Raw genomic sequence first — 26,513 nt, 5'->3', positions numbered from 1 at the left:
GCAATATCATGAAATATACAACACTATTGGCTATTGCAATTACCTTACTCGTACTTGCATCATGTAAGAAATTTCTGGACACAGATTCCCCATCTTCCTTCACACAGGAATATATATTCGCCACGGAAAGTGACGCAAGTAAAGCAGTATATGGGGTATATGCCATGTTCAATCAGGATGCTTTCACTTCAAGGCTATCCAATATTTTTACCGGTAATACCGATGTGGAAGCCGGAGGTGTAGGGACACAACCGGATAACTCCAGACGCGACATCTTTTCTTTCGAGGCTTCTGATGCCAACGGGGATTTCAGAACGGTATGGAACAATGCCTACAGTGCGATCAATAAAGCAAATATCTGTATTGAAGGCATTCAGGCTTCTCCCATTGCATCCAACCCTGAAATGCAACAGCTACAGGGGGAATCGAGGGCCTTACGTGCATTGTGGTATTACTGGCTGATGAACCATTGGGGAGATGTGCCTTTTATTAGCAAACCATCAAGAGGTGGTGATGACCTTTATTTGAAGAGAACTGGACGTGATACCATCCTTACGGCACTGATCAGCGACTTAATAGAAATTGAACCACAAATGAAAAGTGCCTCACAGATTACTTATGGCATTGAGCGTGTCAACAGGGAATTTGTGATGGGCCTGATTGCCCGGCTGGCCTTAATGCGTGGCGGATATTGGTTATATCCTGACATGGTGATGCGCAGGAAAGATGATTATAAGGATTATTACCAGATCGCGCACGATTACAGTGATAAACTGATGAAAACATACGACCGGCCACTTAATCCGAGTTTTGCCAGGGTTTTCGAAAATGAAAGCAAATGGATTGTTGCGGCCAATGATGATGTCCTGTTTGAAGTGGCCTTTCAACCCGGCGCAGGTGACGTAGGCTGGTGCCATGGGGTGAAAGTTGATGCAGGTACACATGCCTATGGATCCGGTAGTGCCTACATTGGCCTGACGCCTACCTATTACCATTCTTTTGATACACTGGATACCCGGCTGCCCGTAACCTGTTCAATTATTTTCTATGACAGCAAACTGCAGCAGACCCCTTCAGCAGTATCAGCCATTGCCCCGGGGAAATGGAACCGCTTATTTATGCCTACACCGGCGGGTTCACAATCGGCCAAAGGTACCGGCATCAACTGGCCGATCATGCGGTATTCTGATGTGCTGCTGATGTTCGCGGAAAGTGATAATGAACTGAAAAACGGTCCCACAGCAGAAGCCATAGCTGCGCTGAGGAGGGTAAGGGAACGTGCCTTTCCGGCCAGTGCGCACCAGGAAAAGGTGACCCAATATCTTGCCGGCCTATCCGGAAAAGATCAGTTCTTTACCGCCATTGTAAATGAAAGGGCCTGGGAATTTGGTGGCGAATGCTTACGGAAGTATGACCTTGCCCGCTGGAATCTTTATGGTCGTAAGGTTGCAGAAACCAGGAATGTGCTGGGCGCTATGGGAGCCGATGCCGTTGGGGGAGTAGGGCAATATGCAGGCCTTCCCGATGTACTTTATTATAAGTTTGTGGAAGACAATACCAAGGCCGCGCCCTTCAATAAAACCGTGGTGTTTTACAATAAATATAAACGCGCAGCGGTTATTCCGCCACTTAAGGACTCTCCTGCAAAGGGGGATAATCCCAATGGTTATACCAGGATCAATTGGTTAAGTGGCCTGTATGATACCAAAACTTCCGGGCCGTCTTCCTATGTACTGACCTCCTGGAGAGGGTATAAGGACAATTCAGGGCTAACTCCGGTTCGTTATATCCTTCCCCTGCACAGTTCAACGGTAAGTGCCAGTCTGGGAACATTAAATAACAAAGGTTATGAATACCAATAATTTTTTTTCTATGAAGAGTTTTAAGATGAATAAAAGAGGCTATGTTTCCTTTCTGTTACTGATGGCCATCGTATGCTCCTGTAAAAAGGAGGATGACCTTGGAGAGGCACCAAGGTTGTTCAGGCCTGTGATAAAAGGAACTTTGGAAACTACAGGTAATTTTATACAGGCCTCCTGGCAGGATGTGAAAAGTGCGGAATCCTATACCCTACAGCTGAGCCGGGATACGTTTAAGACCATCGACCGATCCGTAAAAATTGACTCTGCGAAAGCACTGGTTGAGGAGTTGCAATGGGACAAACTCTACCAGGTTCAGGTAAGGGCCAACCATGCCGACTCCTCAAAAAATTCGAAATTTGGTTATTTGGGGGAAATCAAGACACCTAAATTTCCGACGATAGTAAAGTTTGCCACGATCAATGATGTGACCGAAACCTCTGCGATCATGCGCTGGATAAGTAGTGGGGCTGCGGTGACGGAGATCCGTGTGTATGACCGGCGGGGAGGTACATTGCTGCAGACGGTTACACTTTCTGCTGCGGATATACAGAATGAATATAAGGTGATCACCAATCTGTCGGGGGCAACTTCCTATGACATAGAACTGTATAGCGGAAATACACTTAGAGGGTATGAGACCTATACGACCAAAACTCCTTTTAGCGGAGTAGTGATTGATCTGAGGGAAATTAGCGGAAGACCTTCTGTGCTTCAGGATACCCTGCCAACTGCTCCTTCAGGAAGTTTGATTATCCTGAAAAAGGGCTTGGTTTATACGGTGACCTCAACGGTCTCCCTGAGTAAAACGGTGACTATTGCCAGTGGTGATGACCTGCTCTCCCAGGTTCCGGCCAGCATCTATTTTACTGGTAACCTAAACTTTGCTGCAGGAAGTGTCATTGATTCCGTTTCTTTTGTGAACGTGAATATTGTGGGAAGTGATTACAGCAGTAAATATGTGTTCAATAACTCGAATGCGGCAACCATAGGAAAATTGAAATTTGACAATTGTAAATTGCAGATTTTCAGGGGCGTGGTAAGGCTTCAGTCAGGTGCAACAACGATTAACAATTTTGAGATCAATAATTCTGTAGTGGATAGCATTTCCGGATATGGAATTCTTACAGTGGATAATGTCAGCTGTAAGGTAGAAAATATCAGGATCACGAACAGTACGGTCAGCAGAACTGAGCTGGTGATTCAAAGTAAGAAACAGGCTTCCAATGCGGTACTGATTGAAAACTGTACTTTCTACAGGGCACCAAATGGGGGGACATACCTGATAGATTATGAGAATTTTGGCGTGACTGCAGGGGTGACCCTGAACAACAATATTTTCAGTGTGGGCAAGGACAACAAAGGAAATGCTTCTCCAAGAGGTGTGAGGGTAAACAATAATCTGATCAGTGCACTGAACAACTACGCTACATCAGATTATGTGAATGGCGGAAACCCTATACCCAATCTGATCCCGTATATCAGGCCATCTTCCGACCTGTTTACTAATCCGGGACAGAATAATTTTACCATTAAAGATGCAGGATTTCCGGGAAGGTCAACTGCAGGAGATCCGAGGTGGAGACCCTAATGTATTCAGCAACGCAAACCATCATAAGCTTACCACTTACAAACCATAATATATAAGCTTATGATCGCTTCATCACCTTTAAAAAACAATATTCACTAATGAAACCATCATAAGCTTACCACTTACAATCCATAATATATAAGCTTATGATCGCTTCATCACCTTTAAAAAACAATATTCACTAATGAAAAATAAGATAAGCAGATCTGTACTGGCTATTTTCCTTTTGATCCTTTCCCTGGCTTGTAAAACCTCCCGGGAAGTAGCCATTGAAGAAAATGCCTATGCCTTCCCTGGGGCAGAAGGCTTTGGGAGAAATGTAACCGGTGGCAGGGGTGGAGCAGTAATCAAGGTAACGAACCTGAATGATGCTGGCCCGGGAAGTCTGAGGGCTGCACTGGCAACGCCTGGAAAAAGGATGGTGATCTTTGAAATTTCCGGAACCATCACCTTAAACACTGCGCTTAACCTCAATCAGGGGGACGTCACTATTGCGGGACAAACCGCTCCAGGGGATGGAATTACCTTGAGGAAATATCCTCTGAATGTAAGGTCAAATAATGTGATTATCCGGTACATGCGCTTCAGGATGGGTGATGAGGCCGGAATAGAGGCAGATGCGATCGGCGCATTTGAATACCGTGATATCATTGTCGACCATTGCTCCATGAGCTGGTCTACCGATGAATGTGTTTCCTTTTATAACAATGACAATTTCACATTGCAATGGTGCATCATCTCAGAAAGCCTGAGGGTGTCCGCACACGCTAAAGGCGCTCATGGTTATGGTGGAGTATGGGGAGGAAAAAATGCCTCCTTCCACCACAACCTGCTTGCCCATCATGACAGCAGGACACCCCGTTTCGGTGAACGTGCAGGTACTGCATACGCATTGACTGACCTGGTCGATTTCCGGAACAATGTCATTTACAACTGGGGCAACAACAGTGTTTATGGAGGTGAAGCAATGAACATCAACCTGATCAATAACTTTTACAAACCAGGTCCGGCTTCCGGAAATCCCGACAAACTGTTCTCCATTGATAAAAATAAGATCTCAGGTACAGCAGTTTATGGGATATGGGGGAAGTATTACTTTAATGGGAATGTTGTGGACGGAAGGCCGGATCCTACAAATGACAACTGGACTTATGGCGTGTACAATCAGTTTCATAGCAGTTACGGAACCGTGAGCCAGGCAGATAAAGATGCGATGAAACTTTCTGCTCCATTAGCGGTCGACAACAATGTCACTACCCATACCGCCACAGTTGCCTATCAGCGGGTACTGGATTTTGCAGGTGCATCCCTGAAAAGAGATGCTGTGGATATCAGGATTATTGGAAATGTAAAAGATAAAACCTTCACAGCCCATGGATCAAGCGGACAGGTAAACAGCAGGAACGGCGTGATTGACAATGCCAATGATGTTGGCGGATGGCCGGTGCTTCAAACGAGTCCGCCATTGCCTGATACGGATGGAGACGGTATGCCAGACAGCTGGGAAAGTTCAAAGGGCCTGAACCCCGCAGTACCAGATGCCAATGGCAACAATCTGAGTACAGCATACACCAATATAGAAGTGTATATCAACAGCCTGGTGGATAAAATTACAGCTGATCAGCTGAAACCATAACCTGATTTTTGTTTAATAGCCGATTTTTTTGCCCTTCAGCACTACAAGTGCTGAAGGGCTTTTTTTATCCAGACCTCTTATGACGCAATCGATTGCACAAAAACATTTCTTAAAATTACTTCCTATAGTTTTTAAGTTGTATGATTGTGTAACCAAATATTTTAACATTCACCCTAGCTGAACCTGTGCGCTCAAATCAGAACAATCCTTTAATGGTATTTTTTTCTGGCGCTATTGCCGATTTCCCGAAGATATGTTGACCGAATTGATTGTAAGTATGAAAAACATCAGGAATGGACATGTAGGTATAAGATGGATCACGATATTCGCGGGCATGGCCTGTATGTTTATACAGAGCAATATGGCTATGGCGCAACCTCCGGCAGCATTTGAACATTACTCTACACTGAACGGCCTTTCCGACAACAGGATTTTATGCATGATCAAAGATAGGGAAGGCTTTATGTGGATGGGAACCTGGTCAGGAATCTGCCGTTTCGACGGGCATAATTTTATCACCTATAAATCCCAGGCGGGAGATAATTCTGAGTTGCGGAGTAACCGTATTGATCAGATCCTGGAAGATCAGCAAGGATTTTTCTGGGTAAAGGCTTATGACGGACATATCTACCGTTTTGATAAGTCGACCGGTAAATTTTCACCAGTTTCCATGTTCTTTGCGAACAAAAGGGATCCGCTAACCTGGGTAGAAAAGATGCAGTTGCTGCAGAGCGGAGAGATCATAGCCACAACAAAGCAATCAGGTATCATTTTAATTTCTTATCCTCCTGCATTAACTTCAGCTGCTTCGTCACCTACGCCGATAGCGAGGTGGTTTTCTGTGCATGCTGACAAAGATGGTCAACTGAATTCCGATAGTATCTCCTATTTCTATCAGGATAGGCTAAACCGGCTCTGGATAGGAACAAACAGGGGTGTACAATGCCTGAAAAGGCAATCCAATGGAATGTTCAGGCTCAGCAGATGGAATGTTCCTGTGAGCAAATTGTCCGTATCGGTGATCGCTGAGGAGGATAAAGATATGCTGTTTGCCACCCTTGACGGCAAATTGCTTCGCATGGATAAGAAGACCGGTAAATCTTCCGAAATCCATCTTTCCGCTGGACGGATCAATGATCTGAAGGTTTCCATAGACCGGAAGAAGCTCTATTGCTCCACTTCAAAAGGTGAGCTGATCACGGTGTTACGCAGTACAGGCAAGGTTTCTTCCATAAATAGGGTCAATACCAACCATGGGGGGCTTTTTTCCATTTATGAGGACAGGACAGGTATCCTATGGATTGAACCGGAAAAGAAAGGCATATTCAGGCTTAGGCCGGGCAGGGGGACATTTACCTATTTTTCCCAGCAAAACTATTCCAATCATGTGCTGGAAGACAATAAGTTTCATGTAACAGAGGACCATAAAGGCAGGGTTTGGATCAATATGAAAAGTTTTGGATTCGGCTATTTCGATACGGTTAGCCAAACCCTGAAACCTTTCCACAATCAGGCTGGCAGTGCAGACCGGCTATTCTCCAATCTGGTAAAAACCCAATATATTGATGCTGCAGGCATCCTGTGGCTAAGTACAGACGACGGGGGATTGGAAAAGATTGTATTTCAGCAACATAAATTCAAGCCTGTTATTTTAAAACCCAAAACCTTTTTCAAAGCAGAAAATGAGGTCCGTGGTCTGTTAGCTGACAAGGAAGGACGTTTGTGGGTCGCCACGAAATCGGCAGCACTCTATATCACAAAAAATGGTAAACCGGTAAATAACCTCTTTACGGAACCGCTGAAATTAATGTATGGTGTCTATTCTATTTTTGAAGATTCCAAAGGGAATATCTGGCTTGGCACGAAGGGAAATGGCCTGTTTAAAGCAGAGCCAATAGATTCTCGCAGGGAAAAATACAGGATCAGGCATTTTCTGGCGAATGCAGAAAATCCTTATGCCCTCAGCAGCAATTTTATTTATTCCCTGGCAGAGGATAAAACCGGAAGTATCTGGGTGGGAACCTATGGTGGGGGAATAAATCTACTGAAAGAAAGCAGTTCAGGAACAGTTTTCTATAACCATCACAATGTGTTCAGGCATTACCCTATTCATGTGGGGGATAAGGTCAGGCACCTGGCGGTGGACAAAAAGGGGGTCTTATGGATAGGAACTACAGATGGTCTCCTGGTATATGATCCTCAGGCTAAGGGCATGTGGAAAGGCAAGTTCATCAGATATGGCAAAATTCCTGGAAGGGAGCGGAGCCTTGGGGGCAACGATATTCAGTTTATTTATGGAGATAGTGGCGGACAGATGTGGGTATTGACTTCTTCAGGGGGACTGAACAAAGCCATTGGCTTTGATCCCATGACTTCGCTTGAATTTATCAATTACAATAAGAAGAATGGGCTACCCAGCGATTATTTGCTGAGCTGTATAGAAGACCAGAAAGGAGCGCTCTGGCTAGCTACCCAAAACGGATTTTCAAGAATGGACAGGGCCAAAGGAAATTTCAGCAACTTCGACCGTTCTGACGGATTGAGCAGGTTGGGTTTATCAGAAGCTTCATGCACTTTAACCCAGGAGGGGGAGTTGATCTTTGGTGCCCTGGATGGGTATATCCGTTTCGATCCAAAAGATATCCACAGTGAAAGGATCCAGGCAAATATGGCAATTACAAATATTCGGGTAAACAATGAAAATCTCCAGCAGGACGGATCTGCTTCCACTTCAGCAGGTAATCCCCCTTCGGATATCGTCCTTACGCATACGCAAAACATGATAAGTTTTGATTTTGCTGTGCTCGATTACCGCTGGAAGGATAAAGAATCGTATAGTTTTATTCTTGAAGGATATGATCAAATCTGGCAGGACAATAGGGACGTCCGGAGTGTGAGTTATACCAATCTTCCCCCAGGAGATTACAGGTTCCGGGTAAGGTCAGCCAGTACGGAGTTGTATACCAATATTCCCGAAAAAAGCGTATCCATCAGCATCCGTCCTCCTTTCTGGAGGACATGCTGGGCATACCTTTTATATGCCGCGGTGCTGATACTCATCCTCTGGAAGATCAGGCAAACTGCTCTGACAATGTTACACCTGAAACAAAGGATTATCATAGAACGGGAATTAACGGAGATGAAACTTAACTTTTTCACCGGTATTTCACATGAACTGCGCACTCCACTGACACTCATCGTCAATCCCCTGGAAGAGATTGGAAGTAAGGAAACACTCTCTGTGCAGGGACAACGCTACCTCGAGCTTGTCCGCCGGAATGCCCAGCGCATGAATATTTTTGTGAATCAGTTGCTCGACCTTAGAAAAACGCAGAGTGGTGTGGCTTCCTTAAGGGTGACAGAGATTGATATCGTGGCTTTAATCCAGCATACAGTGTCTTATTTTTCCGATGTGCTGGATCAGAAAAAGATCAAGCTGCTGCTGGAATTCTCGTCAAAAAAGCTGCTGTGCTGGGCAGATGAAGAAAAACTGGAAACTGTACTGTACAATGTTATTTCCAATGCGATCAAGTTCAGTCCGGACCATAAAAGCATACACCTGACCATACAGGGAAATGATGCCAGCCAGAAAATAGCGGTAGAGGTTACTGATGAAGGCCCTGGTGTGCTTCATGAGGAGCTGGAGGATATTTTTAAGTTGTATTTTGAGGGCAAACGGACATCGGCTGTCAAGGGCTCAGGAATTGGGCTGGCACTTTCAAAGGAACTCATTTTGCTCCATCATGGGGCGATCAGTGCAAGGAATCTGCCTGCTGCGGGGCTGGCAGTCAGAATTGAACTGAAAACTGGAACTGCACATTTTGCAGCAGCCGATCTGGTATCCACTGCTGCTCCGGAAGTTTACGGCAGGGGTTTAAGTCATTCAACAATGGGTACTGAGATTCAGGGTTGTGCGGCTGATCAGCCTGATTGCAGTAAACAGCTGCCCCTGATTTTACTGGTAGAGGATAATGCAGACCTTCAATTGTTTCTCCGGGAACAATTAACGGGGAATTATATGGTAGAAACCGCAGATAATGGAAAAGCCGGACTGGAAAAAATTATACAGTTGTTGCCAGACCTGGTGCTGACCGACGTGATGATGCCGGAAATGACCGGGATCGAAATGCTGGACAGGATAAAGAACAACCCGGCAATCAGCCATATCCCGGTGATCCTGTTGTCGGCTAAATTTTCCATAGAAAGCCAGCTGGCAGGACTTAAATATGGAGCAGACCATTATATTCAGAAGCCTTTTCACAAAGAGTACCTGATGACCACTATTGATAATCTGATTAGCCAGCGTAAGCGGCTTTTTGAACATCTGTTGAAAGACAGGAAAATGGGACAGGTCAATTGCTCCTCCATTCCTGTGACTACACATGACCAGCAGTTTCTCAAAGAGGTCCTGGAAATTGTAGAGGGAAAAATGACCGATCCACAGTTTAACATCGATACCGTGGTGGAGATGATGCACATGAGCCGCTCGCCATTTTACAAAAAATTAAAAAGTCTGACCGGTTTTAGTCCGGTAGAATTTGTAAGGGAAGTCAGGCTTAAACGCAGTCTGCAGTACCTGGATGCCGGAGAACAGAATATTTCTTTGATTGCCTATGAATTGGGATTCAACAGCGCTAAATATTTCAGTACCTGTTTCAGGCAGCGTTTTCAGGTATCGCCAACAGATTACCTGAAGAATGCAAAATTGGAACCGGAAACCCTCATTCTCCAGGAACGTACGGGGAGCTGACAAGATCTGTAGCCCGCTTTCGTATGCAGATATCATAAGTTTTTATATCTTAGCCCATCTTCTTAAACTAAATGACCAGCTTAACCACCAAAACCGACGAAGAATTGATTGCTATGGTCAAGGACGATGTCCTGCCTGCTTTTGATGAATTGTATAACCGGTATTGGAGTCAGCTGCTGGCAAAATCCTTTGACCGTTTAAAGCATAAAGAAGATGCGGAAGAGGTGGTGCAGGAGCTTTTTGTACGCATATGGCGCAGGAGACAGCGAATAGATCTCCAGTTTTCCTTTAAAACATATATCTATGCCGCCCTTCGGTATGAAGTCATGCATTTCATTGCCAGGCAACAGTACCGTAAGGACGATATCCCGATTGATGCTGTTGAATTTACTGAAATCTGGTCTCAGGAAGAACAGTTCCATTCTATAGAAATTAAGGAATTGCAGCAGCAAATGAACGACATCATTGATCATCTTCCTGAAAAATGTCAGATAATTTTTAAAATGAGCAGGGATGATGGCTTTAGTGCCCGAAAAATTGCTGATCTTTTAAATTTGTCTCCCCGCACGGTAGAAACACAGATTGGAAAAGCGATCAGGATTTTAAGAAAGGCGCTAAAAGGCTCTGATTCGTATATTTTTCTGGCGATCTATGAGCTATTCAGGTAAAAACAGGGAATAAAAATATTTTTTTTTGTTTGGCGTACGTATTCCATAAAAAAATATACGCTATTAGAGTATAAAAGCAAAGTGTATATACAATGGATGTTCCTGAACATATAAAATTCCTGGTTCTTAAATGGCGAAAACGCAATTTAAGTGAAGATGAAAGGGCGGAACTGGATGCGTGGTACAACGCAGCACTTCCTGAAAAGCTGTACATGGAAGCGGAGGGTGAACAAGAACTGAAGCACAAATTACTTAGTCGCATCAAAAATGAATTAGGTGACGGGAAGAAGATGGTTGTCCGCAAACTGCATATATGGACAAAAGTTGCCGCCGCTGTTGTCCTGATTGGTGGTTTGTCTTTACTTGTTGTTCAATCGCTGGACAAAGTGGACCGTCCTCTGGGAAGCCGGGTGGCGCAAAGTGAAAATGAAATCAAAAGGATTATCCTTCCCGATAGCAGTATTGTCTGGCTGAAAAAAAACAGTCATCTGGTCTATCCTGCCGCCTTTGCTAATAATAGCAGGGAAGTAGAACTCGACGGGGAAGCATTGTTCGAAATTACCCATAATAAACTCAGGCCATTTAAAATCAGGTCGGGTAACTATGTCACTACCGTATTAGGAACCAGTTTTAACCTAAAGACAGGAAAAAAAGATGAAGATTTTGTGATCTCAGTTTTAACAGGGAAAGTCCAGGTGGTGAAAAAAACCACTGACAAAGAGCCTGGTGTTTATTTTGTTTCCGCCAATGAGTCCTTTCATGCGGATGCTGGTAAAGTGGCAAAGTTAACCGACAACAGCAGGCAGGAGCAGGTGTCTGAACTGATCAAAGGCACGCAGTACAATATGAATTTCGAGATGACTTCTTTCGAAACCATTATGAAACAATTTGAATTAAAATTTGGTGTTGAACTTGAAGGATATACCGGTGAATACAGTTCCTGTCAGATTACAGCAGACCTAACCAATCTGCCCCTGGAAAAATCACTGGATATTATCTGCAGTGCTATGAATGCCACTTATAAGATCAGCAACAACAAAATAAAAATTGCAGGGGGAGGCTGTTTTTAATGAATAGATAACTTCTACCTTAAAATTAAGACGGAGGTGCTCCAACACCCCCGCTTATCGGTTTCTTAAATTTCTTTTTTCAAAAATTAAACCTAACAAATGTATAAAAAATATTTGACATGGAATTTCTATGTCTTTTCAACCACAAAAAATAAATTACCACAGCTTGCACTGATCTGCCTGTTTGGGTTATTCCTCGCCTGGAACAACCAGGCATCCGCCCAGTCCTTGTCGGAAAAGACAGTAAGTATTGCTTTTAATCAGGCTTCATTGGAAGAGGTGATCAAGTCGCTGGAAATGCAGACTAAAGTTAAATTTGTATACAATGAAGCTTTGGTCAGAAAACAACTCCTTATCACGCAAAACTTTCAGGGGCAGAGTCTCCGGGTTATCCTTAGTTGGTTAGAAAGCCGTTATGGGATTAACCATGAGGTTATTGATGAGAGGTATATCATTCTCAAAAGCAAACAGCAAAGTAGCCTTACTGATTCCAGGCCATCAAAGGAAAAAAAACTTAACCTGAGTGGATTTGTGCAGCGCGGAACAGTAAATGACGAGGATGGGAAACCACTTCCAGGTGTATCTATCCGTCTGAATAATGCATCGAATGTAGCGATGAGTGATAGTGAAGGACATTTTCAAATTGGTATTTCCAAAGATGAAACCATGTTGATTTTTTCATTCATCGGATACAAAACCGCTGCACGTCCTGCCATTCGCGATCAGGAACTCTCTTTCCAGATGCAGCCTGATCCGGCGCGGCTGGATGAAGTAAATGTGATTGGTTATGGTACTTCTACACGCAGAACAAGTACAGGTTCTGAACATGCGATATCCGGTAAAGAGTTGATGAATACTCCGGCTTCCAATCCTGCGGCCGCAATCCAGGGCAGGATTCCGGGGGTATATATTACACAATCCAATGGACTTCCGGGAAGTGCAATGACCTTCAGGATCCGGGGAACAAACTCTATTGCGGGAAGAAACAATCCACTTTTTATTGTCGATGGTGTTCCATACCTCGCTGAGGCTATCAACGCACAAACTGGCACAGCCATTGACGGTGCAAATGGCTCAACAAGTCCCCTGAACAGTCTTAATCCGATAGATATCGAAAGTATCAGTGTCTTAAAAGATGCGGATGCGACGGCGATTTATGGTTCCAGAGGAGCCAATGGCGTTGTGCTCATCACCACAAAAAAAGGGAAAGCAGGCAAAACAATATTCGACGGAATGGTGAAACATGGTGTTTCTGAAGTGAGTCATTTTGTAAAAACGCTGAGTACCCAGCAGTATCTAGAGATACGCCGCAGGGGCTATCAAAATTCAGGAGAAAATCCTGTAACCGATCAGGCTTACGACCTTACACAATGGGACCAGAATGCACAAACGGATTTTCAGAAACTGTTGATTGGCAATACTGCGCAAATGACAGATGCCAATATTGCATTGAGCGGAGGGGATGAACGTACAAACTTCCGCCTCAGCGGCACCCATCACCGCGAAGGGAATGTGTTCATTGGCAACCAGGGGTACAACAAGAGTTCCGCCAATTTTAATCTGGGTCACAAAACGTTGAATCAGAAGTTTGAGGTTAATTTCTCAGCCATATATAGTGCGGATAACAACAATATTTCCGCACTTGACCAGACTTCAGCTGCCTATAACCTTCCCCCGAATTATCCTTTATATAATCCGGATGGAAGTCTGTACTGGAGTGGTGTTTCCTTTGGAATTCCAACCAACCCATTGGGAATGTTAAATGAAATTCAAACCAATACAACCAGCACCCTGGTGACCAATATGGCGCTTAATTATCATGTAATGGAAGGTTTGACATTTAAAACTTCCCTCGGTTTCAGTCGTTCAGACATGGATCAGAAGCGCCTGACACCAATGTCATCCATGGATCCTGGCATTAGCTGGAATCAGTCAAGGAGTCTGTTTATTTATAATTTAACGAATAACTATATTATTGAGCCCCAGTTGACCTATAACAGAAATATTTCCAAAGGAAAACTGGGCGTACTGCTTGGGGGTACATGGCAGTCTCAGAATTCGAGACAACCCTATTATACGATGGCCAGCAATTTTCCTTCAGATGCTTTTCTGGAAGACCTTGCCTCAGCAGAAGATGTATCCACTTCCAGTACTTCCAGCCAGTATAGGTACATTTCTGTTTTTGGACGTGTCAATTACAACTGGGAGAGTAAGTATATCCTGAACCTCAATTTCCGCAGGGATGGCTCTTCCCGTTTTGGGCTAAATTCCCGGTTCGGTAATTTTGGCTCCGCAGGTGCGGCATGGGTATTCACGGAAGAAAAGTTTGCCAAAGGGCTGAAATTCCTCAGCTTTGGAAAGCTGAGATCAAGTTATGGTGTGATTGGCAGTGACCAGATCGGGGATTACCAGTATCTTGATTCTTATGTGTCTGTACCTTACAATTATAATGGACTCAACGGCCTGCAACCTAGACGTATTGCTAATCAGGATTACCAGTGGGAGCAAACGAAAAAATTCGAAGCAGCAATTGACCTTGGTTTTTTTGATGACAAGCTCTCCCTATCAGCAGCCTATTACAGAAATATTTCAGGAAACCAACTTGTGGATTATCCACTGAGCATTCAGGCTGGATTTCCTAGTTACCAGGCCAATATGCCTGCTAAAGTAGAGAATAAAGGCTGGGAGTTTACCCTCTCCTCACAGCAGATCAGAACCAAAGAATTCAGGTGGAGTACTGATTTTAACCTGTCTCTCAACCAGAACAAATTACTGGCTTTCCCGAACATTCAAAATACCTCTTATTACACACGGTATGTTGTGGGGAGGCCATTGAACAGCTTTTATGTCTTACAATATACCGGATTTGATCCTGCAACAGGTCTTCCAACAGTGGCAGACCTCAATGGTAATGGAACCATTAACTATGGATATGCAGATACAGGACGTGGAGACCGCTATTTTGCCGGTGGAACCCAACCAAAATATTATGGAGGGATTTCAAATACACTGACCTATAAAAATATCACACTGGATTTCTTATTCCAGTTCGTGAAACAAAAGGGTAGAACTATCCTCTCGCAATCATTTTATCCCCCGGGATTTATGTATAATGGAGCAGCTGCCCCCTTGCTGGACTATATCAATGCTGGTTTGCCGGGACAACCACAGGTGACCAGTACCTACGATGAGGCATATACAGCTTACGGTGATTATAACAGCTCAGATGCCATTTTAACAGATGCTTCCTTTATCAGGCTGAAGAATGTAAATCTTGCTTATGATTTCAGCGGAAACTGGCTGACAAGAATAAAATTGCAAAAGCTCCGGCTGTCTGTCCAGGCACAAAACTTATTTACCATTACCAATTATCTGGGCTTTGATCCTGAGTCGCAGGGCGTGAGTTTACCGCCGCTGAGAACTATTGTCGGAGCTGTACAATTTACCTTTTAATTTAAGCGGAATGAATAATTTATTTAAACTTTTCAGGTCAGTTTGTTTCATTGCAGCTGTATTCAGCCTTTCAGGCTGTAAAAAATTACTGGACATTGACCCCCCACAAAATGAACGTCCTTCGGTAGTCGTATTTGGCTCTCCGGAAACGGCAAAGGCAGCCTTGTCAGGTGCCTACAGTGGACTTTCCGGCACACAAACCTATAGTGTTAATCTTACGCTGGTCAATGCACTGGCCGCTGATGAGATTCGTGCTTTAGCCTCTTCAGCCCGTTATAATGCATTGGTGAACAATACTTATGAGCCCATCACCAGCAGTTTTACTTCGGAAATCTGGACAGATTCCTATGTTTCTATTTATCGTTTCAACAGCATTATTGCCGGGTTAACGAACAATACAGCTGTGGAACAGCACATTTCCAGACAAATTATTGCGGAGTCTAAGGCCATGCGTGCCTATTGTTACCTGCAGCTGGCTGGTCTGTTTGGCGATGTTCCCCTGGTACTGAGCACCAATGTACAGGAAACATCTTTGCAGCCGCGTATTTCTGTAGATGCTGTTTATGCACAGATTATTAAAGATTTAACAGAAGCAAAGACTGGTTTGGGTGAAGCATATGTATCCAATGGTGCCGTGGCCGGACGTATGCAGGTCAACCGTAGTGCCGCAGCAGCTTTGTTGGCCAGGGCTTACCTGACTACAGGCAACTGGCAGGAAGCGGTGAACAATGCGAGCGAAGTGATCTCCAATACCTCATTATATGAATTGTTACCAAAAGAACAGCTGGATAAAATTTTCCTGGCCAATTCGAGAGAAGCCATTTTACAGCTCGGATCGGCTCTTACAGAGTCTACTGCTTACACGAATGAAGGAGCAGAGTTTGTCAGTAATCAGTTTACCTCTTCTTTGCAATTTACGTTGACTGCTGGTTTGCTGGCTTCATTTGAGCTTCGCGACCTGCGTCGCAGTGCCTGGGTAAGGGATGTGACCTTGAATGGTGTTACCGCAGCAGAACCCTACAAGTACCAAAATTATGACAGGGAATCTGCAACAAGCTCAGGAAGAGTGGAGTTACCGACAGTTTTAAGACTTGCAGAAATGTACCTGATCCGTGCGGAAGCAAATGCTGCATTAGGCAATACGGTTCAAAGTATTGACGATGTAAATATCATCAGGAAACGTGCGGGACTGGAGAATCTTACTGCCGGTGCAAACCTTCAGCAGGCTATAGAAAAGGAAAGAAGGGTAGAACTTTTCTGTGAACGTGGTGACCGCTGGCTAACGCTCAAAAGAACCGGAAGGGCAGATGCAGTTTTAGGCGCATTGAAACCTACATGGCAATCATTTGCGCAACTTTTTCCTATTCCACAAACGGCAATAGATTCCAATCCGAACCTTATTCAAAATCAAGGATACAGATAATAACCGCTTAAAACAAACACGCTGTATACAGACAACTCAGCAATTCTCTGCTTAGTGCAGGAATTGTTGAGTTTAAAATTTCAAATTTAATGAATAACAACATTGTAAAAATCAGTAAGCTCTCGCATCGTTATGGAACATCATGGGCCATCCGCGATATCAATTTTGAGATCAGTGAACATGGTGTGCTTGGTTTGCTTGGGTCCAACGGTGCCGGAAAATCGACAACGATGAACATTATGTGCGGTGTCCTTAATCAAACAGAAGGAACCGTAGAAATCGGAGGATTTACGATGCAGGAGAATCCCATATCAGCAAAGAAGCTGATTGGTTTTTTGCCTCAGAATGCACCACTGTACATGGATCTGACCGTAAGTGAATACCTTACCCAATGCGCCTATCTACGACTGATTGACAAAAAAAACGTTTCTGCAGCTGTAGATAAAGCCATGGCGAAGTGTGGGGTTTCTCATTTTAAAAACCGACTGATCTCTAACCTCTCAGGTGGATACAAGCAAAGGGTGGGTATTGCACAGGCAATTATCCATGAGCCAAAGCTGGTCGTTCTGGATGAACCAACCAATGGACTTGATCCCAATCAGATCTTTGAAGTGCGTAAACTGATCAAAGAAGTAGGCGAAGAAAAATCAGTCATTTTCTCTTCCCATATTCTTTCCGAAATCCAGGCTACCTGCAGCCAGATTAAAATGATCGAGAATGGCCATATGGTTTTTTCTGATACGATGGATGCCTTTAACAATTACATCGAACCGGACAGTCTGGTGATGTCACTGCTCAATCCACCGGCACTTCAGCTTATAGAACAGCTGGAGGGAGTAAAAAGTGTAGAGGTGATCAATGATACCAAATTCAGGGTTCGCTTTTCTGAAGGACAGGATATTTCTGAGCGTCTTATTCTCACCGGGGCTGAACAAGGATGGCGTATGCGTGAAATTACGCTGGAAAAAAGTTCCCTTGATCAAATATTTGCCCAATTATCTAATAAAAAATCTTCTTAAGCATGAAAAATATTTTAAGGATTGCCCGCATCGAGCTAAGCCTGTTATTCTACTCACCGGTAGCCTGGATTGTATTGCTGGTATTCATTTTCCAGTCTGGCTGGGAATATGTTTCCCTGCTGGAACGTATGGACCAGGCCCAGCAAATGGGGCAGCAGTCAAATAGCCTCAGCAGCTGGTTTTTTTCTGGTTTCTCGGGTCTCTTTCCAAAGATGCAGGAATACCTGTATTTATATATTCCCCTGCTTACCATGGGGGTCATCAGCCGTGAAACACACAGCGGATCTATCAAATTGTTATATTCTTCTCCCATCCGGGTTTTTGATATCGTAGTCGGCAAATACCTGGCTACCATTGCTTACTGTTTTCTCCTGATTACTGTATTGCTAGGTATTGGAGTCATTTCTATATTCACTATTGATCATGCCGATTTCTCCTTTATCCTGTCGGGTATCATTGGATTGTACCTGCTGATCTGTGCCTATACCGCGATCGGTCTGTTTATGTCAAGCTTAACCAGTTACCAGGTTGTAGCTGCCATCAGTACCCTGGTGGTACTGGCTATCCTTAATTTTATAGGTGGTTTATGGCAGAATATTGATTTCGTCAGGGACATTACTTATTTCCTTTCTATTTCAGGAAGGGCGGAAGAATCCATCAACGGACTTTTAGGAACAAATGACATCTTGTATTTCCTGATCGTTATTGTCCTGTTTATTGGCCTCACTCTACTTAAACTTCAGTTTGAGCGCAGGACGATTTCACTATCTTCCAAAATAGCCAGTTATATTGGTTTTATCAGCTCAATGTTGCTCATCGGCTATCTGAGTGCGATGCCACAATTTATCGGGTACGTAGATATGACAGCCAACCACAACCGTACTTTAACGAAAAGCAGTATGGAGGTCATTGACAAAATGGATGAGCCTGTAGTCATTACCACCTATATCAATTTGCTGGATGAGAATTATTATTTCGGACTTCCCGCATACCAGAATAGCGATAAAAAACACTTTGATATGTATTTTCGCTTTTTGCCATACATGCGCATGGAATACGTTTTCTACTGGGACCATTCCGTAAATGAACGCCTGTATAAAGAAAATCCGGGACTGAATGATGAGCAGCTGGCCAGAAAAATGGCTAAAGTAAATCAGATGGATTTTGAAGATTTTCTCCGTCCGGAGGAAATAAAAAAGATCATTGATTTAAAACCTGAACGCAACAGATCGGTTCGTACCGTCTCTTATAAGGGAAAAACAACGTTTCTACGGGTGTATGATGATTTATTCAGACAACCGGGAGAGAAAGAAATTACCGCTGCCTTTAAAAGGTTGGTGGTGAGCCCGCCACGTGTCGGTTTTGCCAACAGTCATGGTGAACGTAATATCCAGCGTTCCGGTGACAGGGATTACCAGGTATCGACCAGGGAGATCAGCTTTCGTTATTCTCTGGTGAACCAGGGTTTTGATGTGCAGGCCATTTCGCTGACAGACGCGCAGTTAAGCAAGAAAATAGATATCCTGGTGATTGCCGATGCATTAACTGCCTACAGTGCTGCAGAAATGAAAAATCTTGCGGCATATGTGAATGCAGGAGGAAATCTGCTGATTGCTGCAGAACCAGGAAGTCAGGCGATATTAAATCCTGTGCTTGCCCTAACTGGTGTGGCACTGGAAGATGGGATGATGGTACAAAAGAGCCAGAATTTTGAGCCTTCTTTTGTACTCAGTGGTTTATCCGGTAAAAACTGGATGCAGCTGGTAGAAAATAGTGCTTTCCTTAAAAGAGACAGTGCATTTGTGACTACACCAACGGTAGGCCCCCTCAAACAGCTTGCTCCTTTAGGGTTTGAGTCCCTTCCAATCCTTGTTACGCAGGCTTCCAATACCTGGCAGATTGAAGGACTGACGGTTGATAAAACCAAAGAGCTTGTTGACCTGAGAAATAATGCAGATAAAAAATCATACCCAGTAGCGCTTGCCTTACGCCGTAATGACCAGCATGGTGAACAGCGGATCTTCGTAATTGGTGATGCTGACTTTATGAGCAATGCGGAACTGAGCAGGCAAAACCTGAGATCAATGAACTTTTCATTTGTCACTGAACTTTTCAAATGGTTCAGCAATGGAGAATTCCCGATCGATACCATTAGGGAAGAACCAAAGGACAATAAAATATTGGTAGACAGCAATCAGCTCGTCTGGATCAGGTACAGTCTGTTGGGGATATTGCCGGCACTTCTTGCCCTTTCTATATCCTGGATGCTGATTTCTAGAAAAAGAAGATAATGAATAACAAGCAAAAAATAACAAAAACACTACTGATATTTGTGCTGGCCTATGCTGTGCCGACACAAACATCAGCACAGGAAACGGTGCTGAAGAACGATGCGGCCGTAAAAACTGGTGTGTTGAAAAATGGCTTCCGCTACTTTATCAGGCACAATGAAGAACCAAAAGGTCGTGCAACAATTTACCTGGCCAATCGGGTAGGGTCATTACTGGAGAGGGACGAAGAGCAGGGGATTGCCCATTTCCTGGAACACATGAATTTCAATGGGACGAAGCATTTTCCTAAAAATGAACTGATTAGCTATCTGGAACGCTCCGGAGTGAAATTTGGGGCCGACCTGAATGCATATACCAGTTACAATGAAACAGTATATCAGCTTCCATTGCCTACAGACGATAAAAAGCTATGGCATAATGGAATGCAGATGATGCGTGACTGGGCGGCAGATGCTACCCTTGATCAGGCAGAGTTTGAAAGGGAGCGTGGAGTGATACAGGAAGAAAAACGATTGGGCGGATCTGCGAATGGCAGGATGTCGGAGAAATACCGTCCACTGCTGTATAACTATTCCCGTTATGCAGACCGGATGCCCATAGGAAATGATGAGGTGATACAGAAAGCAGATGTCTCAGTCGCCAGAAATTTCTATAAAAAATGGTACAGACCCGACCTTCAGGCATTAATTGTCGTAGGAGATGTCGATATCACAGCAGTTGAAAAGCAGATTATTTCATTATTCTCTGACCTTCAGATGCCAAAACAGCCGGTTCCCCATGAACAGTATACCATCGCCTTAAAAGATTCCAGCAGTTACCTAAAGGTCACTGATCCCGAATTTGGACAGTATGGAATGCAATGGTATTTCAAGAGGAAAGGGAATATCCTGAAGACTGAAAATGATTTCAGAACTGAACTTGTTCAGCAACTGATGAATGTGATGTATGCAACACGACTAAGGGATGTCGCCAACCGGACTGCCCAGCCATATGTTTCTGCAAGAGGACAGTGGTCTGCTCTTCCGGGAAACCTGGATGTACTGGAGTTGCGTGTCGCACTCAACCCGGAAAAGATCAGGGAAGGGTTCCATGCTTTCTGGACAGAAATGGTACGTATCAACCGATTTGGATTTACTGCTGAAGAACTGCAAATGGCGAAAGAGCGCATGACACGTTCCATGGAAGTGGCGCTTTCCGAAAAGGATAAAGTGAGTTCGACAAGTTATGCCGACGATTATCTGCAGTATTTCCTTGATGGAAAAGCTTACCTGAGTATAGAAGAAAGAGATGAACTGGTGAAACGGTTGATCAGTGCGGTTCACATCGGTGACATTCAGCAGGAGCTGTTAAAATTCCTGGGCAGTAAGGACCAGACGGTGATCCTGATGGGACCGGAAAAAGGAAAAGAGATGCTGCCTGACAGACAACAATTGGTTTCCTGGCAGAAAGCGGTAGAAGCTGAACCAGTTGAGGCCTATCAGGCGGACCATACAACCGCAGCTTTACTTGCTCAGTTGCCTGTACCCGGAAAAATTGTGAAAGAAGAACAGCTTGGTAAGACAGGTATTCTCCACTGGGTGCTGAATAACGGAATGAACATCTATGTTAAACAGACAGACTTCAAAAATGATGAGATATTATTCAGTGGCTTTAGTCGCGGAGGAATTTCATTGTATAATGATGCTGATTTCAATTCGGCAAAAAATGCTGTTCCTTTTATCACCAGTAGTGGTTTGGGACGTTTCAATGCCGGTCAGCTCGCCCAGGTACTGGCGAACAAAGCCATGCAGGTAAAACCATATATTACCGACAGGGCGGAAGGATTTTCAGGAGCCAGTTCCACGAGAGACCTTTCTACTGCCCTTGAGATGGTTCATCTGTACATGACGACTCCAAGGATAGATACAGCACGCTTCAGCAAGATTATGGAACAGTCGAAATCGGCCTTCAGAAATCGTGTGCCTGATGCACAGCGCGATTTCACGGATACCATCAATTATGTGTTGTCAGGTTATCATTTGCGACGCAAACCTATGGCAATCACTAACCTGGAACAAATAGATTCGGCACGTGTGCATACAATATTCAAGGAACGCTTTGCCAATCCATCTGATTTTACCTTCGTCTTCACCGGGAATGTAAATGTCGATTCACTGAAAATATTGGTCAGCCGCAACCTGGGATCTGTACCGGTTAATGGTGTAAAAGAATGGGCAAAGGACCTACATATCCGGGTTCCGGAAGGCCAGTTGCGAAAAGATCTCCGTGGCAGTAAGGCGGATAAAGCGAGTGTACAATTGGTATTGAGCGGAAATTATGCATATGGTACAAAAAGCAATTTATACCTGTCCCTGCTGAAGGCCGCTTTACAGTTCCGTCTCACCAACCGGTTAAGGGAAGCAGAGGGAGGAGTCTATTCTCCGGCAGTATACCTCACCACAGCAAAAGAACCTGTTAATTTTTATGCCGTAACGGTTTCTTTTGAATGTGATCCAGCAAAGATGGAACAACTGATCAAGGCAACGAAAGAAGAAATCGATCTACTTTCGAGGAATGGCACCACGGCAGAGGATTTGCAAAAATTTGTTGCAGAAGAGAGCAGATCGCACCAGCTGCAGCTGCGTTCGAATGAATATTGGCTAGGGACAATCCAGGATCACCTGGAAGGCAATTTATCCATTGCTGATGAACTCGAATATCCGGCATCTTTAAAAGGGCTGAATACGAAAGAAAGTGTGAAATTCAGCAAGCAATTCCTGAATCAGCAGAACGAGATCATTTTTACCCTTCGTCCGTAACAGAAAGATAATAGGTAGTTAATTTGAAGCCGGATTGCAGGATTGCGTCCGGCTTTTTATGGGGTTATGGGCAGTTAAGCACATTTTTTGATTCATGACTACCTTTTACTTGCCGATGAATTTCAACGGCTATAAATCCCGCTTACCAAATTTCCTTAAGGACAGGAGCAAAGGAACCAGCCCCCATAGCAGCAACCCTATAAATGAGATTACAATTCCCAGGCTATTGCCAAAAAACTCTCTGAAAATGGCTCCGGTATATCCCATAAGTGCTGAGATATCCATTTGTAGCAAAATCTGTATCCTGCTTAAATCTATGGGGTTAAAGAAACTGATGAACACCATTATTCTTTCCAGGGGATAATCCTGAAACTGGAACAGGGCGAACAATACCAGAGCATCAAAAATTAGCGACAAAAAAAGCCATAACAGGATCGAAAGGCCGATGCCTTTTGCTTTGTCACGGGTAAAACCAGCGGCAAGCATCGCAATACCAACGAATACCAGCGTAAGGCATAATCCCATCGCAATCATCATGGTTCCTGTGGCATCGGGATGATAAAGTAAAACCGGAATACCTGTCCCGATAAAAAAGGCGAGGCAAAGGGAGGACGCAAGACCGGTAAACAGGCTCAACCAGATGGACTTTCTCTTAATTGGCTGACTCACCAGCAATTCAATAAACTCTGCACTGTTATAGATATAGATGGTGGAGAAGATAATGCAGATGAGTGGAATCAGGATCAGGACGATATTTAATAGGCTGAGCAAACCTTTTGCAGGATTGCTTTCCAGGATGAAGACACTCAATGAGATCAGGAGCAGCAAAAAGGTATATATAAGCACTATCTTATTCTGAACAATGTCAAGTATGACATATTTTACTATTTTTTTCATCAGTGAATATTGTTTTTTAAAGGTGATGAAGCTATCATATGTCTTTAGCCAGCAGCTGATTGGCTTTCATTATCTTTGCTACTGCTTTGGAAAGCTTCTCCTCACCGGTTTCAGTTTTCAGGTCGTCCAGCTTTTTCTGAAATACCAGCTTTCCTTCATGCATGTAAAAAACTTCAGTGACCATATCATCCAGTTCACTAAGTACGTGTGAGGTAATCAGGATCAGCTTGCCCTTATCCTTTTCTACCGTGATTTTCTCCTTCAGCTTTTCAGAAGACACAGGATCAAGCCCTGCTGTGGGTTCATCCAGGATAAGCACATCAGGATGAAAGAGGAAGGCTAAGGCCGCACTTACTTTCTGACGTGTACCTCCTGAAAGGGTATGCATCTTTTTGTTCATGATCTGCCGGAGGTCAAACTGTTCCATCAAATCGGTATCCAATATATTCTTATGGTCCTTTCTGATATCTTTCATCATATCAAATACATTTGAAATGGTCATGTTCTCCGGATAACGGCCAATCTGCGGCATATAGCCAATGTTGTTCCGGTACATCCACTGGTCAGCTATCGGCTGGCCATTAAATTCAATGCTTCCTGTATCGGGAACCACCATTCCCAGGATGGTTTTGATTAGAGTCGTCTTTCCACATCCATTGGGGCCAAGTAAAGCAATACATTCCTGCTTCCGGAAAGAAAGTGTGAGGTCATCCAGGGCGGTCAGCCTGGCGAACCGCTTGGTTATATTTTTAACTGCAATCATGGTTGAATTTGTTTCATTACCGGTGTATTGTCCTTTAAATTCTCTGGTGTTACCCCGGGTAAAAGCCTTTCCGTTTTGTCCAGCAGCGATACAATGAGGCTTCTGAATAACATCAATGCTGCCGGATTGCTGTCAATGATCATAGAATACATGCTTACCGGATGATAGGGGACATCGCCCACATTATCCTTTCCGAGGTCATAACCTTCATATTTGTCCCAATAATTACCATTGAAGGTATTGAGTACCAACGATCCGTTGGTACCGATATCGAAAGTATTGGTCAGGAAATTATTCCGGGTAAACTCATTGTTGTCACAGCTGGCCTGAATCTTCACAGCCCAGCCATTATTCCTGAACATGTTTTTCGACAGCTTGATTCGGCTGCAGCCTTCCATGTGTAATCCGACAGTGTTTCTTGTGAAATGGTTGCTATGGATGTTGCTGTCCGTGATATCCTTAAGCAATATGCCATAAGACGCATCGCCCCAGTTGTTGAGAAACTGATTGCTGTACATATTGATTTTTCTGCTATACATTACCGCTACACCAGCACCGTTCCGTTCAAAAATATTCCTGATATAGGTGTTATAATTCGAAAACATAAAATGTATGCCATAACGTACATTGCTACTGCTCACATTTCCACGAATCATGGAGTGTTTTACAAATTCAAAATACAAGCCGTCACGATGGCCTTTGATTTTATTGCCCACAATGAGCAGGTAGTCTGACCTCCAGCAATGGATTCCATTCCCGCTTTGTACTTCATCCTTGCCATAGGAAGTAATGGAATTATTCTTGATGGTACAGCGGTGGCTGTTCTGCACGTAAATACCGAAATTTGTATCGTCCAGCACATTGTTGGTCACGGAAACCCGGTCACTGTCATAAATCATGATGGCGCCGATATCCCTGATTTCTGACCTGCCCGTATGCTGTAACCTAAAACCCTCAATCCCCGCATGATTTGCTTTGATCGTCACTATGGCATATTTATGCTCTCCATCCAGTACAGGGTAACCTATCCCTTTCAGGGTAATAGATTTCTGAACCACTAAATTTTTCTCCCGGTAAATGCCCGGATATACCTGTATCGTATCTCCATTTACTGAAAAATCAATGGCCCTTTGTATGGATTGGAATTGCCTGGAACGGCCTACAGAAATCACTTTTCCTTCAGCACCCAAACTACACATCAAGAGCGCAAAAGCGATGCCGAATAACATTTTCATTCCCCTGGAATTAATTGTTGCAAGGGAACCGTTTCCCCTTTAAATGTTTCAGCAGCAGACTGTAAGGCTTGTTTTGTCTTAAAGCCGGAGATATTACTTCCCATGGGCGATCTTAACAGCTCACTTTTGAAGAGCAATGCATCTTTCAGTTCCATCAACTCATGCGGGGCATCAAAATTTACAATATACATGCACTGCAGGTCCTGGTTCAGGATGCTTCCGCTTTTTCTGAATGCGATCAGGCAGTGCATATCATCGAACTTATACACTTTTCCTTTTTTGGTGATTAGTTCTGCACCGTAACGTTTGTCCACTACACTCATTTTGCAGAAACTGCAGGCATCTTTGCCAACGGTTATGGGCTGTGGTGCAGTACTGCATGCGCCAAGGAGCAGGCCGCAAAAACAATGGCTGAGGAATATTTTTATGTTCATCATGTTCCTTTTTTAGGGTTGATTCTATATTGAAAGATCATCGCAGCGAGCAAAGCTGCTCCTACAGCCAGAAATAACCATCCACCGGTATCCGGAATGGAGTAAGCACCGAAGTTCAGTAATTGCTTATATCCAAGCAGTGGGGGCTGATAACTCATTCCCGGCACTTTTATAGCCGCATCGGGATCGAGCCGATGTCCGTACTCATATTCCCATCTCCAGAAATCGGCCATAGCCGTTATGCCAAAAACAAGGAAAAGGGAGAACAATGTGCTTAACCAGCGGTAAGTCATTAAAAGAAAGGCCACAGCAAAAGAGAAGAGGGCAAAAAATACAATGATATAAGGCAAAAGGGTAAACTCAATAAAATCTTCGGTATGTAAGGTTCGCATTCCGATATAGTGGTTTAAGCCATTAATGATCTCTACATTTCCGCTAAGCTTATGGGGATACATCTGGAGTACAAGTCCTTCAGGATATTGTGGGGCATCAAGTTCAATCTGCCACAAAGGGACAAATAAGACAATCAGTAATGCCATGCCGCAGAGCCCGGTAAGGAGCCGTACGGGACGGATTAATTTCTGGGATTTCATAATTGAGGGTGTAAATTCCGCGGCAATCCGATA

At 44.0% G+C, this 26,513-nt stretch carries 16 protein-coding genes; 11 read left to right on the top strand and 5 right to left on the bottom strand.

All coding sequences use genetic code 11. From position 1 onward, the window contains the following. Nucleotides 1-8: 8 nt before the first annotated feature. From ACSBL2_RS14525 to ACSBL2_RS14475, 11 genes are all read left to right on the top strand, one after another. Nucleotides 9-1,862: a RagB/SusD family nutrient uptake outer membrane protein gene (locus ACSBL2_RS14525; RefSeq protein ID WP_442587254.1), complete on the top strand. Its 1,854-nt coding sequence runs from the start codon at nucleotides 9-11 to the stop codon at nucleotides 1,860-1,862. Between the two features lie 10 nt (nucleotides 1,863-1,872). Next, nucleotides 1,873-3,450, top strand: a complete 1,578-nt coding sequence (locus tag ACSBL2_RS14520; RefSeq protein ID WP_442587253.1) for a DUF5123 domain-containing protein — start codon at nucleotides 1,873-1,875, stop codon at nucleotides 3,448-3,450. Between the two features lie 184 nt (nucleotides 3,451-3,634). Next, complete coding sequence (locus ACSBL2_RS14515; protein ID WP_442587252.1) at nucleotides 3,635-5,086, top strand: pectate lyase; 1,452 nt, start codon at nucleotides 3,635-3,637, stop codon at nucleotides 5,084-5,086. 253 nt (nucleotides 5,087-5,339) lie between these two features. Beyond that, the gene (locus ACSBL2_RS14510) at nucleotides 5,340-9,836 is read left to right on the top strand and encodes a hybrid sensor histidine kinase/response regulator transcription factor (RefSeq protein WP_442587251.1); all 4,497 of its coding nucleotides are present in this window, start codon (nucleotides 5,340-5,342) and stop codon (nucleotides 9,834-9,836) included. 71 nt (nucleotides 9,837-9,907) lie between these two features. Next, entirely contained in the window at nucleotides 9,908-10,504 is a 597-nt protein-coding gene (locus ACSBL2_RS14505; protein WP_442587250.1) for an RNA polymerase sigma-70 factor, read from the top strand. Between the two features lie 92 nt (nucleotides 10,505-10,596). Then, on the top strand, nucleotides 10,597-11,574 hold the full coding sequence (locus tag ACSBL2_RS14500; RefSeq protein WP_442587249.1) for a FecR family protein: 978 nt from the start codon (nucleotides 10,597-10,599) through the stop codon (nucleotides 11,572-11,574). Nucleotides 11,575-11,673: 99 nt separating this feature from the next. After that, nucleotides 11,674-15,027 carry a SusC/RagA family TonB-linked outer membrane protein gene (locus ACSBL2_RS14495; RefSeq protein ID WP_442587248.1) on the top strand — a complete coding sequence of 1,118 codons (3,354 nt, stop codon included), beginning with the start codon at nucleotides 11,674-11,676 and terminating at the stop codon, nucleotides 15,025-15,027. Between the two features lie 10 nt (nucleotides 15,028-15,037). After that, complete coding sequence (locus ACSBL2_RS14490) at nucleotides 15,038-16,450, top strand: RagB/SusD family nutrient uptake outer membrane protein (protein WP_442587247.1); 1,413 nt, start codon at nucleotides 15,038-15,040, stop codon at nucleotides 16,448-16,450. Nucleotides 16,451-16,539: 89 nt separating this feature from the next. Continuing rightward, a complete protein-coding gene (locus ACSBL2_RS14485; RefSeq protein ID WP_442587246.1) occupies nucleotides 16,540-17,469 on the top strand; it encodes an ABC transporter ATP-binding protein in 930 nt (309 codons plus the stop codon). Between the two features lie 2 nt (nucleotides 17,470-17,471). Next, nucleotides 17,472-19,760: a Gldg family protein gene (locus tag ACSBL2_RS14480; protein WP_442587245.1), complete on the top strand. Its 2,289-nt coding sequence runs from the start codon at nucleotides 17,472-17,474 to the stop codon at nucleotides 19,758-19,760. Beyond that, entirely contained in the window at nucleotides 19,760-22,558 is a 2,799-nt protein-coding gene (locus ACSBL2_RS14475; protein ID WP_442587244.1) for a M16 family metallopeptidase, read from the top strand. Before ACSBL2_RS14480 ends, ACSBL2_RS14475 begins: the two co-directional genes overlap by 1 nt. Before the next feature lie 129 nt (nucleotides 22,559-22,687). Here ACSBL2_RS14475 and ACSBL2_RS14470 read toward each other — a convergent pair whose 3' ends face one another. From ACSBL2_RS14470 to ACSBL2_RS14450, 5 genes are read right to left on the bottom strand one after another with little or no spacing between them, the layout of a single operon-like run. Beyond that, nucleotides 22,688-23,455, bottom strand: coding sequence for an ABC transporter permease subunit (locus tag ACSBL2_RS14470; RefSeq protein WP_442587243.1), 768 nt, complete (start codon nucleotides 23,453-23,455; stop codon nucleotides 22,688-22,690). 34 nt (nucleotides 23,456-23,489) lie between these two features. Then, entirely contained in the window at nucleotides 23,490-24,218 is a 729-nt protein-coding gene (locus ACSBL2_RS14465; protein ID WP_442587242.1) for an ABC transporter ATP-binding protein, read from the bottom strand. Continuing rightward, nucleotides 24,215-25,453 (bottom strand): nitrous oxide reductase family maturation protein NosD, encoded by a 1,239-nt coding sequence (gene nosD / locus ACSBL2_RS14460; protein ID WP_442587241.1) that lies wholly within the window; start codon nucleotides 25,451-25,453, stop codon nucleotides 24,215-24,217. The genes ACSBL2_RS14465 and nosD overlap by 4 nt, the downstream gene beginning before the upstream one ends. Then, entirely contained in the window at nucleotides 25,450-25,890 is a 441-nt protein-coding gene (locus ACSBL2_RS14455) for a nitrous oxide reductase accessory protein NosL (protein WP_442587240.1), read from the bottom strand. The genes nosD and ACSBL2_RS14455 overlap by 4 nt, the downstream gene beginning before the upstream one ends. Continuing rightward, entirely contained in the window at nucleotides 25,887-26,480 is a 594-nt protein-coding gene (locus tag ACSBL2_RS14450) for a hypothetical protein (protein WP_442587239.1), read from the bottom strand. The genes ACSBL2_RS14455 and ACSBL2_RS14450 overlap by 4 nt, the downstream gene beginning before the upstream one ends. Between the last annotated feature and the right edge of the window lie 33 nt (nucleotides 26,481-26,513).

The organism is Pedobacter sp. AW31-3R, assembly GCF_052180285.1.
Lineage (GTDB): Bacteria > Bacteroidota > Bacteroidia > Sphingobacteriales > Sphingobacteriaceae > Pedobacter.
The sequence above is the reverse complement of the archived record's forward strand: the minus strand, read 5'-3'. Positions and strand labels throughout refer to the sequence as shown.

Bases quoted from the DNA above. Each gene is read 5' to 3' on its own strand.
- ACSBL2_RS14465 (WP_442587242.1), bottom strand. From the start codon at position 24,218: ATGATTGCAGTTAAAAATATAACCAAGCGGTTCGCCAGGCTGACCGCC.
- ACSBL2_RS14495 (WP_442587248.1), top strand. From the start codon at position 11,674: ATGTATAAAAAATATTTGACATGGAATTTCTATGTCTTTTCAACCACA.
- ACSBL2_RS14450 (WP_442587239.1), bottom strand. From the start codon at position 26,480: ATGAAATCCCAGAAATTAATCCGTCCCGTACGGCTCCTTACCGGGCTC.
- ACSBL2_RS14490 (WP_442587247.1), top strand. From the start codon at position 15,038: ATGAATAATTTATTTAAACTTTTCAGGTCAGTTTGTTTCATTGCAGCT.
- ACSBL2_RS14480 (WP_442587245.1), top strand. From the start codon at position 17,472: ATGAAAAATATTTTAAGGATTGCCCGCATCGAGCTAAGCCTGTTATTC.
- ACSBL2_RS14505 (WP_442587250.1), top strand. From the start codon at position 9,908: ATGACCAGCTTAACCACCAAAACCGACGAAGAATTGATTGCTATGGTC.
- ACSBL2_RS14515 (WP_442587252.1), top strand. From the start codon at position 3,635: ATGAAAAATAAGATAAGCAGATCTGTACTGGCTATTTTCCTTTTGATC.
- nosD (WP_442587241.1), bottom strand. From the start codon at position 25,453: ATGAAAATGTTATTCGGCATCGCTTTTGCGCTCTTGATGTGTAGTTTG.
- ACSBL2_RS14520 (WP_442587253.1), top strand. From the start codon at position 1,873: ATGAAGAGTTTTAAGATGAATAAAAGAGGCTATGTTTCCTTTCTGTTA.
- ACSBL2_RS14455 (WP_442587240.1), bottom strand. From the start codon at position 25,890: ATGATGAACATAAAAATATTCCTCAGCCATTGTTTTTGCGGCCTGCTC.
- ACSBL2_RS14485 (WP_442587246.1), top strand. From the start codon at position 16,540: ATGAATAACAACATTGTAAAAATCAGTAAGCTCTCGCATCGTTATGGA.
- ACSBL2_RS14500 (WP_442587249.1), top strand. From the start codon at position 10,597: ATGGATGTTCCTGAACATATAAAATTCCTGGTTCTTAAATGGCGAAAA.
- ACSBL2_RS14510 (WP_442587251.1), top strand. From the start codon at position 5,340: ATGTTGACCGAATTGATTGTAAGTATGAAAAACATCAGGAATGGACAT.
- ACSBL2_RS14470 (WP_442587243.1), bottom strand. From the start codon at position 23,455: ATGAAAAAAATAGTAAAATATGTCATACTTGACATTGTTCAGAATAAG.
- ACSBL2_RS14475 (WP_442587244.1), top strand. From the start codon at position 19,760: ATGAATAACAAGCAAAAAATAACAAAAACACTACTGATATTTGTGCTG.
- ACSBL2_RS14525 (WP_442587254.1), top strand. From the start codon at position 9: ATGAAATATACAACACTATTGGCTATTGCAATTACCTTACTCGTACTT.